Source organism: Phenylobacterium sp. (genome assembly GCF_004799395.1).
In the GTDB taxonomy this organism is placed as follows: Bacteria; Pseudomonadota; Alphaproteobacteria; order Caulobacterales; family Caulobacteraceae; genus Phenylobacterium.
Genome location: NZ_SSMZ01000080.1, coordinates 77,095 through 89,023 on the forward strand (window position 1 = coordinate 77,095; position 11,929 = coordinate 89,023).

Here is an 11,929-nt window from a genome sequence, read left to right on the forward strand (position 1 = left end):
AGATCGCTCGGGCAATCTCAGCCTCAGTGATCGGCAGATCTCAGGTAGTCGGGATAACCCGCGTCGCGCGGCGAGATAAGCGCAGGCTGGGCGGGCCATGTGATGGCGAAGGCCGGGTCGTTCCAGCGCACGCCGGCCTCGTGGCCGGGCTGGAAGGCGGGACTGATCTGGTAGAGGACATCGGTATCGGGCTCCAGCGTCAGGAAGCCGTGGGCGACACCTTCCGGGATGAACAGGGCCCGGGCGTTGTCGGCCGAGAGCTCCTCCGCGGCCCAGCGGAGATAGGTCGGGCTGTCGGGGCGCAGATCCAACGCTACGTCAAACATCCGCCCACGGACAGTTCTCACCAGTTTGGCCTCACCGTAAGGCGCGAACTGGTAGTGCATGCCCCGCAGCGTGCCGGCCCGCGGGTTGCGCGAGAGGCTGGTCTGCGCCGGGACGAACGCATGGCCGGCGGCGGAGAATTCCTCGGGGCACTGAAGGCGCGCGAAGGCGCCGCGGTCATCCGCGCGTGGCTCGATGTCGACCACCATGACGCTGGCGATCGGGGTCGGCGAGAAGCGCATCAGGGCAGGACCTGCGTCTCCGGCGACGCCGTGACGAAGCGGCCGCCCCAACTGCGGATCAACGCCATCTGGCCCATGATCTCGTCCTTCAGGTTCCAGGGCAGGATCACCAGATCGTCTGGACGCACCGCGCTGATCGCCGCGGGGCTAAGGATCGGCAGATGGCTGCCGGGCAGGAACCGTCCCTGTTTGGCCGGACTGGCGTCGAACACGACCTCGATATCGTTTGTGGTCGTACGACAATAGTTGAGAAAGGTGTTGCCCTTGGCCGCCGCGCCGTAGGCTGCGATCCTTCGGCCCGCCGTCTTCTCGACCGCCAGGAAGGCGCGGAAGCTGTCGCGCACCGCTTCCACCCGCGGCGCGAAGCCTCCGTAGGAATCGATTTGGTCGAGGCCCGCGGCGTGTTCCTCGTCGCGCAAGGCGGCCAGCGCGTCGGCTTCTTCGTGGCCGGAGCCCATATGGCAGCAGAACAGCCGCAGCGACCCTCCATGGGTGGCAAGTCGTTCGACATCGAACGGCCTGAGGCCATTGGCCCGCAGCACCTGCTCCACGGCCAGCAGCGACAGGTAGGAGAAGTGCTCGTGGTAGATGGTGTCGAACTGCACTTTCTCGATCAGGTTGAGGAGATGCGGGAACTCGAAAGTCAGCACGCCCTCGTCCTTCAGCACCTCGCGGAAGCCGGCCACGAAGTCACCGATCGCCGGGACGTGGGCCAGGACGTTGTTGGCCGCCATCAGGTCGGCGCGGTCTCCGCGCGCCGCCAGCAGCGCGCCCGTCTGCTCGCCAAAGAACATCACCTCGGTGCGCACGCCCCGGGTGATGGCGGCGGCCGCCGTATTGGCCGTCGGCTCTACGCCGAGCACCGGAATGTCCATTTCGACGAAATGTTGCAGCAGATAGCCATCATTGCTCGCCACTTCGACGACCAATGACTCCGGCCCTAGACCGAACCGTTCGGCCATGGATTCGGCGTAGCGCTTGGCGTGCGCCACCCAGCTCGTCGAATAGGAGGAGAAGTAGGCGTAGCCGTCGTCGAAGATGGCGTCGGCCGGTACAGCGTCGTCGGCCTGCACCAGAAAGCACTTGTGGCAAACGCGCACGTGCAGTGGAAAGGCGCGCTCCGTTCCCGCCGCCAGCTGTTCGGCGGTGAGGTAGCTGTTGGCGAGAGGCTGCTCGCCCAGGTCCAGGAAGGTGTGGATGAGCGGCGTCTTGCAGAAGCGGCAAAGCGGGGTGGTCATGCGGCGCTTTCGTAAGTTCGGATCTGGTCGCGGCACAAGAGAGCCGCGTCCTCGCCGTTCGCTTGCCGGCGGTACCAGTCCATGGTGAGCGCGACTGCGGCCGGCGCGTCGAGCCGGCTTTCGAAGCCCAACACGCGGCGCGCCAGGCTGGCGTCGATCGCCAGCGACTGGGCTTCCAGGGACGTCGGATCCGGCTCGTGGCGCCAGGCTTGCGCGCCCAGGGCCTCCACACCCAGGGTGGCGAGCTCGCCGACGGTGACCTCGCGTCCGCCGGGCCGCGGGCCGAAATTCATCGCGCGCGGCGTCGAAGGCGCCGTCGCCAGTGTCTGCAGATAGACCAGGTAGCCGGCGACGCAGTCCAGGACGTGCTGCCAAGGCCGCGTGGCTTCCGGGTGGCGCAGGACAACCGGCTGCTGCGCTCGGGCTGCGCGCACGATATCGGCCACGATACGGTCGGGGGAGAAATCGCCCCCGCCGATCACATTACCGCCGCGCGCCGTCGCGAGCGGTATGCCCGCCGGCTCGAAGTAGCTCTTCGCGAAGCTTTGCACCGTGATCTCGGCAGCCGCCTTGGAGGCCGAATAGGGGTCCTTGCCGCCCAGCGCGTCGCCCTCGGCGAATGCGCGACCGCTTTCGGCGTTGGCGTAGACCTTATCCGACGTGATCACAAGCACCGCGCGCAGCCTCGTCTGCATACGGAGTACTTGCAACAGGTGAACCGTCCCCATCACGTTGCTGGCGAAGGTCGCCACCGGATCAGCGATCGCTGTGCGCACAATGGGCTGGGCGGCCATGTGCAGCACGAGGTCGAAGTCGCGGCCAGCCAACGCGGTGGCCACCGCCGCGGCGTCGCGCAAGTCGACGATCAGCGAGGTCGTGCAAGCCGCGACGCCGGCCAGCTCGAACAGGCTCGGCTGCTCCGGCGTGAGCGCTAGACCGGTGACGACTGCGCCCAATTCCGTCAGCCAGGTCGCCGCCCACGACCCCTTGAAGCCGGTGTGGCCGGTCAGGAGGACCCGCTTGCCGCGCCAGAACCCTGGGTCTATCGCCGCCACGGCGCCTCGCCGGAAGCCCACAGCGTCTCCAGATGATTCTTGTCGCGCAGGGTGTCCATGGCGGCCCAGAAACCGTCGTGGCGGTAGGCCATCAGTTGCTGGTCGTGGGCCAGGCTCTCCAGGGGCTCCACCTCGAAGCTGGTCTCGTCGCCTGCGATGCGATCCAGGACCTTGGGCTGGAGGACAAAAAAGCCGCCGTTGATCAGGCCGTTGTCGCCGGGCGGCTTCTCTATAAACCGCTGTACCTTGTCGTCGACAATCTCCAGGGCGCCGTAACGTCCTGGCGGCGATACGGCTGTGACTGTGGCCTCGCAGCCGTGCGCCCTATGGAAATTGGCCAGGGCGCGCAGGTCTACGTCGGCCACCCCATCGCCATAGGTCAGGAAGAACGGCTCGTCCTTGTCGAGATACTGCGCCACGCGCTTCACGCGCCCGCCGGTCATGGTGCTCTCCCCGGTATCGACCAGTGTGACGCGCCAGGGCTCATGCTTGGTGGCGTGGTATTCGGTGGTCCCCTTCGCCAGGTCCACGGTCAGGTCAGCGTTGTGCAGCACGTAGTTGGAGAAATACTCCTTCACCACGTAGCCCTTGTAGCCAAGGCAGACGATGAAATCGTTGAAGCCGTAGTGCGAATAGAGCTTCATGATGTGCCAAAGGATCGGCCGTCCGCCGATCTCAATCATCGGCTTGGGCTTCAGGTGGCTCTCTTCCGAGATGCGCGTGCCGAGGCCGCCCGCCAGGATCACCGTCTTCATGGTCGTAAACGCCTCTCACCCACCGCCTGTCTTATCGCCTAGGGCGCGGCCGATGAAGCGGCAATGAACGCATTAGATGGCCTTGCGGGGCAGGGCCCGGTGGGGGATGTCGGAGCCATGCCTGATGAGCGCGTCGCCTTCATCGTCGCCGGTGTCCAGAAGGGTGGAACGACCGCCCTCTTCGACTATCTGGGTGAGGAAGCAGGCTTGGCGCTGTCAGGCGACAAGGAGCTCCACTTCTTCGACGACGATGCAGTCGACTGGGCCAGACCGGATTACCGAGCCTACCATGCCAGGTTCCCGCCGGCCGACGGCCGCCTGCGGGGCGAGGCGACGCCGATCTACCTCTACTGGCCCGGGAGCCTTGAGCGGATCGCCGCTTACAACCCGGCGATGAAACTGGTGGTGATGCTGCGTGATCCGGTGGCGCGGGCATGGTCGCACTGGAAGATGGAGTTCGCCCGCGGAGCTGAGATGCACCCCTTCGCCTGGTGCATCCGCCAGGGCCGCCAGCGTCTGTTCGCGGCTGAGCCCTGGGGCGTCCATCGCGAGTTCTCTTATGTCGAGCGCGGCTTCTACGGCGAGCAGATCGAGAGGCTCAACGGATTGTTCCCTCGCGAACAGGTTTTGGTGCTGCGCGCCGAGGACCTGCGCGCCGATCCCGGGCCCAGCCTGGCACGACTGCGCGCCTTCCTGGGCTTGACGCCGTCCGCCGCGCCGTCACCGCGTGAGGTCCATGTGGGACAGGAGATGGACTATGGCGCCCAGCTGACCGACGAGGACGTGGCCCACCTGCGGGCGGTCTACGCCCGCGACGCCGCGCGACTGAGGGACCTTACAGGCGTGGGGTTCGGTTGAGGCCACAGTTTGGTCGCCGCGCGACGCGAGTGTGGACGCGCACAGGAGGCCCGCCATGCGCCTGACGCCCTTCGCCGCCTTGACCGTCCTGGCCCTCACCACACCCTGGGCCGGCGCGCGCGCGGGCGGTGAGGGCACGCCGAAACTGGCTCTGCCGCTGGCCTGCGACGTCGGCCGCAATTGCGAGGTGCAGAACTACGTCGACCGCGACGACGGCCCGGGGGCGCTCGATTTCCATTGCGGCCACCGCACCTACGACAAGCACGACGGGACCGACATCCGCGTCCTCGATATGGCGGCTCAGCGGTCGGGCGTCGACGTCCTGGCCGCGGCGCCGGGCACGGTGGTGGCGGTGCGAGATGGCGTGCCCGACATCTCCATCCGCGCGCCGGGCGCCCCATCCGTGGTCGGCCACGAATGCGGCAATCGCGTCGGCATCGCGCTCGGCGGCGGCTGGATCATCGACTACTGCCACTTGGCGCGCGGCAGCCTCGCGGTGAAGGTCGGGGACACGGTCTCGGTAGGTCAGCGATTGGCCCAGGTGGGCCTTTCGGGCCAAACGGAGTTTCCTCATCTTCACTTCAGCGTTCGTCACGGCACGGCCGTGGTGGATCCGTTCGCGCCCGGGCCAGTAGCGCCTCCGGTCTGCGCCTCGCAGGCCGGCTTGTGGACACCAGTAGCCGCCCAGGCGTTGGCCTATCGGCGCGGAGCTGTCCTCAATGTGGGCTTCTCGGCTGGGCTCGCGTCGATGGACGCTGTGGAAGAAGCTTCGATCTCCCCACCCAAAACAACCTCGTCCATCGTCGCCTACGCCCGGCTGATCGGTCTCGAAGCCGACGACGTAGTCGAAGTCTCGGTCATAGGCCCGGATGGCAAGGTTTTCGTTCGCGACGTTCTGCCGGCGCTGGATCACGACAAGGCCCAGTGGATCGTTCAGGCCGGCCGTAAGGCCGCGCCCGCCGGGGGCTGGCCGCATGGCGCCTATTCGGCGCAGGTTCAGGTCCGACGCGGTGGCGCTGTGGCTCTAAGTCGCCAGTGGCAGATGCTGCTCTGACTGCGGTCAGACGGGCTTGATGAACAGACCCTGCCCGGTCGGCAGGGCCAGGATCTCCAGCCCGCGCTGGGAGAACCATTGATTCTCCGCATCGTGCTGCGCCCGCGCCGTCGCCCAACCGTAGTCGTCGAAGACGATGATGCCTCCCGGCGAGAGCCGGTCGAACAGGGCGTCGAGGGCGGCTATTTCGGCGGTGGAGTTGTTGAGGTCCATGTGGAGGAAGGCAATGCGCTCCGGCGTCGAATCCTCCAGGACCTCAGGGACACGGCCCTTGATGACGTCGATGTTTGGGAAGGCTGAGAACCGGTCGCGGACCTCTTCGAAGCTAAAGGTCCCGCTGTAGGTCGCCTTGTTGCTCGCCGCCCAGCCCGGGTCGAGCTGATCGTCCGGGATGCCCTCGAAGGTGTCGTAGAGATGCCAGCGCTTGTCCCAGGCCGCAAACTCCAGGTACTCGGCTGCGAAGATGGTTGTGTGCCCCTTGAAGACACCCAGTTCTACGAAGTCGCCGATGATCCCGCGGGCCCTTTTCAGCGCCCACAGAACGGTCTGCAGGTTCCAATGCCAATTGGCGATCGGCAGCAGGGACGCATGCTTGTGCGCAAGTTCGACGAAGCGCTGGTCTTCCAGGAAAGGCGTGGTCTTGTGCCAGGTGGCCAGTCCCTCGCCGATGAAGACATGCGAGCCGAAGCCCTCGAGTTTCTCCAGGGCTCCGAGAAGGTCCACGCGCCGTTGGTGAGGATAGGTCGCCAGCCCCTGGCGCACGAGGATCGCGTTCCGTTGAAGCGGCGACGCGCGCCGCAAGGCTATCTCGTAGAGCGACGCGGCCGTGCGCACCTTGCCCGCGCGCATGAGGCCATCGGCCATGTTTACCAGATCCGCAGTCGGCGGGTCCTGAAGTGTAAGATCAGGCAAGGCATGGATCTCCCGCCACCGGGGGGCTGGTGGCTATAACCCCAAGGATCGGCGAGGTAGTTGCGTAGCATATCTGGCTGGAATGATTTCAAGCTTCAACCTTGCTTTCCATGACCCAGTCGCTTTGGCCTTGCGCTTTACGCGGGCTCGCCGTGATCAGCTCACGAGGGGACTTTCACCCAAGAGAAAGCCCGCAGGCTGGGCGGACAAAGAAAGGGGCCGCCCCGAAGGGCGGCCCCTGACCTAGGTCGTTAGTATAAGTCGAGGCTTAGATGATGTTCGCGGAGCTGATGTCGGAGAGCGACTTGCCCACCAGCACCACGGCTTCGTCGCCAGCGGTGATCGTGCCGCTGTGGTCGGAGTCCGCGAAAACCACCACGTCGGAGCCGATCTGCACGGCCACGTAGTTGCCGGCGCCGCCCAGGTGGGCGTTTGCCTGCGTCACAGCGCTGTTGAAGTCGGTCGCCGTGGCCGTGGAGAAGTTCAGGCTGGTGCCCGCACCTTCCGAAGCGCCGGTGGTCGACAGGTTGAAGTGCAGAGCGTCGGCGCTTGTCCAGTCCTTGATCTGGTCGAGCTGGCCGGCCACCGCCGGCGAGTCGAGCGAACCGGTGGAGCTGCCGAACACGAACACATCGCTACCGCCGCCGCCGGTTAGGCTGTCTTGGCCAAGGCCGCCGGTGATGGTGTCGTTGCCCGTGCCGCCGTGGATCACGTCATCGCCGGCGCCGCCGGTGAGAACGCTGCTGCCGCCGGCCACCGTGATGGACGAAGCGTGGGTGCCGGCCGTGATCGTGTAGTTGCCGGTGGCGCCAGTGATCGTGTCGCTGCCGACGTTGGTGCCGCCACTGAAGATGGCGTTGCCGTTGCCGAGCGTGACGACATCGTTGTGGGTGCCCGAGCTCGTGATCGTGTCATTGCCGCCGCCGGCGCTGATCGTGTCGGAACCCGATCCTCCGGTGACGTTGATCGAGTCATCGCCAGCGCCGCCGTAGATCAGGTTCTTGCCGCCGCTGTCAGTGACGGTTTCGGTACCCGTGCCGGTCGGGCCGGTGATGGTGTCGTTGCCGGCGCCCACGGTGATCGTATCATTGCCGGTGCCGGCGACGATGCTTTCGTTCCCGCCCACTGCGGAGGTGTTGATCGAGTCGTTACCACCTTCGGCCAGGATCGTCAGGTTTCCGGTGGCGCCAGCCGCGGCGACGATGGTGTCGTTGCCGAGGTTGCCGTCGATGTACTTGTTACCGGCGCCGCTGACCGTGATCGAGTCGTTGCCAGCGCCGCCGTAGAGGGAGTCGTCACCCGCGGAGCTGTCGGTGATGGTGTCGTTGCCTTGGCCACCGTCCGCAGTGCTTGCCTGAGCCGCAGTACCGCCGGTCAGGTCGATGCTGTCGTTGCCATTGCCGCCGGTGATTATGTCGTTGCCGCCGCCGCTGGCTTCGATCGTGTCGTTGCCGATCCCGCCGTCGATGGTGTCGTTGCCGGCGCCGCCCACGATGCTGTCGTCACCGCCCACGCCGGCAAGGCTGTCGTTGCCACCGCCGCCCACGAGGGTGTCGTTGCCGAGGTCGCCGCTGAGGATGTCGTTGCCGTTGCCGCCAACGAGGCTGTCATCGCCCTGGCCGCCGAGGAGGGTGTTCGCGCCACCGCCGGTCGCATTCGCGACGACGGTGTCGTTCCCGAGGTTGCCCTGGGCGAAGTTGTTGCCGGTGCCGACGTCGATGGAGTCGTTGCCAGCGCCGCCGTAGATCGTGTCGTTGCCGTCGGCGGCGGAGGTGCCGGCGCCCGCGGCAGTGCCGCCGATGAGGGTGTCGTCGCCCGCGTTGCCTTGCAGCAGGTCGGCCCCATTGCCGCCGGTCATCGAATCGTTTCCGGCGCCACCGAACATGCCGTCACCGAAGCCCGCGCCCGTCGCCGTATCCTGGCCTGCGCCAACGGTGGTATCGTTGCCACCGATGACTAGGGTCGAGCCGTCTCCGAACAGCGCCATCGTATGGCCCGCCGGGGTCGTATCGCCCAGATCATAGACGCCGGTCCCGAAGGTCACCGCATGGCCGTCCGCGTTATCGAGCACGGTCACGGTTGCCGCCGACGTGGCCGTGGCCGCGTTGTAGAGAACCGTCATCAAATCGCCGTGCGATGTCGGGTTCTGGAACACCAAAGTATCGGTGGCCGAGCTGAACGTCAGCGCTTGCGCCGCCGTAATGGTTTCAAAGAAATAAGTCGCCATAGATCTCTCCAGTCTGTGTCACACGGACCCCCGGCACGCCTGACCCCCATCCCCGATGGAGCAGTCCCGACGGTCCATTTGTCCCAAGCGCCATAGCATGGCTGCGGCGAAGGTTAAACGAGCCCGAGGGAAGACGTATCGGAAGCCTGCAATTTACGCAACAGCAAAAAGGCCGTGGAATCCTTCCACTTACCGCCTGTAACCGAGACGCATCTACTGATCCGAGAGCGCTCCGCGAAGGGTGTCGGTGATGGGGGAAATGAGCGACTCCATGACCGTCTTTTTGCCGCTGACGAGCTGCACTGAGGCCGGCATCCCCGGCGTGATCTTGGTGTCCTTCTTGAGCTTGACCAGTTCGCGCGGCTCGATCCGCAGGTCGACGCGGTAATAGGCGGCGCCTCCCTGAGGCGGCTGGCCGCCCTGCGCGCCCTGGCCGGCGCGTTCGTTGACGATCTTGTCGGCCGAAACCATGATCACTGTGGCCTTCAGCGGGCCGTGCCAGCGCGGGTTGAGGCCGGTCAGACGCACCTGGGCGTCCATGCCCACATGCACCTTGTTTATCTCCTGCGGAGAAATTTGCGCGGTGACGATGATTGGCGCGTCAGCTGGCACGATCTCCATCAGGGTCTCGCCCGGGTTGGTGACGCCGCCGGCCGTGAACTGCGTGAGGTTGAGCACGTAGCCGTCGACCGGCGCGCGCACTACGGTCTGGTCGAGCGTCTCCTTCGCAGCGGTGAGTCGCGGCAGGGTGTCAGCGATGTGGCTTTGCGCGTCGCGGAGGCCATCGGCCGCCTGACTCTCGCGGGTGTCGCGGTTGGTCGCCCCCTGCATCTTCGTTTCGCCCATCTGCTGATGCAGGCGGGCGATGTCCGACATCAGCGACCCCTTGCGCCCCTTCAGCTCGGCGATCGTCCCCTCGTAGCGCAGGATCAGCGGCTTGGGGGCGAAGCCCTTGTCATAGAGCGTCTGGTAGCCGGCCATTTCTTCCTCGCTGAGCCTGATCTGCTCATCAACGGAGGCGACTTGGGTCTGCTGCCCCTCGACCTGGCTCTGCAGCTGATCCATCCGCTGAGCGAGCACGGCGTTCTGACTCTGGAAGAGCTGAGCCCGGGTGGCGAACAACACCTCCTGGTCGCGAATCATGCCCGCCACCCGCGGGTCGGACATCCGCGCTGTCAGGTCGGCGGGGTACGTCACCGACGGGCGACCCAGGGCTTCGGCGGTATACCGCGCCGCCTGGGCCTCATAACTGTCGAACTGATTCTGCAACACGTCGTAGGCTGCGCGCGCCTCGATGTCGTTGTAGAGAATCAGTGGCTGGGTGGCGCGCACACGCTCGCCTTCCTGCACCAGCACTTGGCGCACCATGCCGCTCTCGCGGTGCTTGACCGTCTTTTTGTTCATCTCGACGCGGACTTCGCCCTGGGCGGTCACCCCGGTGCTGAGCGGGCTGAGCGAGGCCCAAAGCCCCAGGCCCAGCACCAGAACGCCGATGATCACGCCGCCAACGATCATCGGATGGCGCATCCGCTGCTTGAGCACTGGATCGATCGGCAGATGCTCGTCGCCGAAAGTCGGCGCGACGTAGGACGATTTCAGGGGCGTGAGATCGAGTTTCACCGGCTGGCCTCGACGGCGCGCACTTCCGTCGGCTTCGTCAGACGGCTCATCACCTGGTCGCGGGGGCCGAACAATTCGACCCGGCCTTCTCGCAGGACGAGCATCTTGTCCGCGGCACGGAAAATGCTGGGTTTGTGGGAAATGATGACCACGGTCGCGCCATTTGTCTTCATGGCGTCGATCGCGCGCAGCAGGGCGTCCTCACCCTCGGCGTCGAGGCTGGCGTTGGGTTCGTCGAGGATGATATAGGCCGGGTCGCCGAGCATGGCGCGGGCCAGGCCAACGCGCTGGCGTTGGCCTGCCGACAGGGTGTGGCCACCCTCGCCGACATCGGTCTCATAGCCCTTGGGCAGCCGCAGGATCAGGTCGTGGACGCCGGCGAGCTGGGCGGCGGCGATCACCTCCTCGTCGCGCACGTCGAGGCGGAAGCGGGCGATGTTGTCGCGGATGCTGCCGGCGAATAGCTCGGTGTCCTGCGGCAGGTAGCCCACATGGCGGCCGAAGTCGGCGCGGTCCCAGGTGAACACATCGGCCCCGTCCAGGCGGACGACGCCGTTGGTGGGACGCCAGATGCCGACCAGCAATCGCGCGAGCGTCGACTTGCCCGCGCCGGACGGGCCAATGACGCCCAGGGTCTCGCCCGGTTCGACCGTCAGGTTGATGTTCATCAGCAGCAACTTGGTCGCGCCCGGGGGCGCGAAATTGACGCCCTCGGTGGTGAGCCTGCCCTTCGGCCGCGGCAGGGCGGTCGCCAGCGCCTGCGGCTCAGCCTTGGACAGGATCTGCATCAGCCGTCCGTGGGCGCGGACCATGTTGTTCAGCGGGTCCCAGGCGCCGACGATCTTCTCGATCGGGGCCAAAGCGCGGCTGGCCAGGATCATGTTGGCGAACAGCATGCCCTGGTGGATCTTGCCCTTCAGGATCAAGTAGGCGCCGATCGCGATGATCAGCACCTGGATGCCCATGCGAGTGGCCTTGATGATGTCGGTGAACGTGTTCGAGATTTCGGCCGCCGCCGCGCCGCGCTCGATGGCCACCGCCCGGTGGGCGCCCCACGAGCCGCCGAGCGTCGGCAGCATGCCCATAGCGCGCACCACCTCGCCGTTGCGGAGCGCTGCGTCGGTAAAGGCATAGCTACGCAGCTGGCCGTCGCTGGCGTCCTTCATGACCGGGCGGAGCAGGCGCTCCTGAAGCAGGGCCAGGCCGAGCAGCGTCAGCGCACCGACCGTGGCCAGCACCCCGACCTCCGGGGCGATGATGTAAAGCACGATGACGAAGACCGGAATCCAGGGCACGTCGAAGAAGGCGGCGGCAGCCACGCCGGTCAGGGTCTGGCGGAACTGGTCGAGGTCGCGTAGCGCCTGGGCCTTGGCCGAAGGATCGCCACGCACCGAGGCGTCGAACAGGGCCGAGAATACCCGGCCAGAGACCCGCTGATCGAGCATCACCCCATAGTTGATCAGGATGCGCGCCCGGTAGTCGTCGATGGCGCTGGACACGGCGAAGACGAACAGCGTGACTGCGCTCAGCACCACCAGCGTCGGGATCGACTGGCTGATTAGCACGCGGCCATAGACCTGGTAGGTGTAAAGCGGCAACGCCAGGTAGAGCACGTTCGAGAAGAAACTGAACGCTGCGGCGACC

At 66.1% G+C, this 11,929-nt stretch carries 10 protein-coding genes; 2 read left to right on the plus strand and 8 right to left on the minus strand.

Going from position 1 to position 11,929, the window contains the following annotated elements; translation table 11 throughout:
• Positions 1-23: 23 nt before the first annotated feature.
• Genes E8A12_RS05795 through rfbF form a run of 4 tightly spaced genes read right to left on the minus strand, consistent with a single transcriptional unit; the run spans position 24 to position 3,614 of the window.
• On the minus strand, positions 24-566 hold the full coding sequence (locus E8A12_RS05795) for a dTDP-4-dehydrorhamnose 3,5-epimerase family protein (RefSeq protein ID WP_293366908.1): 543 nt from the start codon (positions 564-566) through the stop codon (positions 24-26).
• Positions 566-1,804 (minus strand): class I SAM-dependent methyltransferase, encoded by a 1,239-nt coding sequence (locus E8A12_RS05800; protein WP_293366909.1) that lies wholly within the window; start codon positions 1,802-1,804, stop codon positions 566-568. The genes E8A12_RS05795 and E8A12_RS05800 overlap by 1 nt, the downstream gene beginning before the upstream one ends.
• Complete coding sequence (gene rfbG, locus E8A12_RS05805) at positions 1,801-2,859, minus strand: CDP-glucose 4,6-dehydratase (protein WP_293366911.1); 1,059 nt, start codon at positions 2,857-2,859, stop codon at positions 1,801-1,803. Before rfbG ends, E8A12_RS05800 begins: the two co-directional genes overlap by 4 nt.
• A complete protein-coding gene (gene rfbF / locus E8A12_RS05810; protein ID WP_293366912.1) occupies positions 2,847-3,614 on the minus strand; it encodes a glucose-1-phosphate cytidylyltransferase in 768 nt (255 codons plus the stop codon). Before rfbF ends, rfbG begins: the two co-directional genes overlap by 13 nt.
• 117 nt (positions 3,615-3,731) lie before the next feature.
• On the opposite strand from rfbF, the gene E8A12_RS05815 reads away from it, so the two are divergent.
• Together E8A12_RS05815 and E8A12_RS05820 are read left to right on the plus strand one after the other, a co-directional pair.
• On the plus strand, positions 3,732-4,472 hold the full coding sequence (locus tag E8A12_RS05815) for a sulfotransferase domain-containing protein (RefSeq protein WP_293366914.1): 741 nt from the start codon (positions 3,732-3,734) through the stop codon (positions 4,470-4,472).
• A gap of 55 nt (positions 4,473-4,527) precedes the next feature.
• A complete protein-coding gene (locus E8A12_RS05820) occupies positions 4,528-5,526 on the plus strand; it encodes a peptidoglycan DD-metalloendopeptidase family protein (RefSeq protein ID WP_293366916.1) in 999 nt (332 codons plus the stop codon).
• Positions 5,527-5,532: 6 nt separating this feature from the next.
• On the opposite strand, the gene E8A12_RS05825 is transcribed toward E8A12_RS05820, so the two are convergent.
• The 4 genes from E8A12_RS05825 to E8A12_RS05840 all read right to left on the minus strand — a co-directional run.
• Positions 5,533-6,390, minus strand: a complete 858-nt coding sequence (locus tag E8A12_RS05825) for a TylF/MycF/NovP-related O-methyltransferase (RefSeq protein ID WP_293366918.1) — start codon at positions 6,388-6,390, stop codon at positions 5,533-5,535.
• Between the two features lie 316 nt (positions 6,391-6,706).
• Positions 6,707-8,665: a calcium-binding protein gene (locus E8A12_RS05830; protein WP_293366919.1), complete on the minus strand. Its 1,959-nt coding sequence runs from the start codon at positions 8,663-8,665 to the stop codon at positions 6,707-6,709.
• Between the two features lie 213 nt (positions 8,666-8,878).
• Positions 8,879-10,285, minus strand: a complete 1,407-nt coding sequence (locus E8A12_RS05835; RefSeq protein WP_293366921.1) for an HlyD family type I secretion periplasmic adaptor subunit — start codon at positions 10,283-10,285, stop codon at positions 8,879-8,881.
• Positions 10,282-11,929: type I secretion system permease/ATPase (locus E8A12_RS05840; RefSeq protein ID WP_293366922.1), on the minus strand; the 1,648-nt coding region annotated here is incomplete at its 5' end. The genes E8A12_RS05835 and E8A12_RS05840, both read right to left, overlap by 4 nt.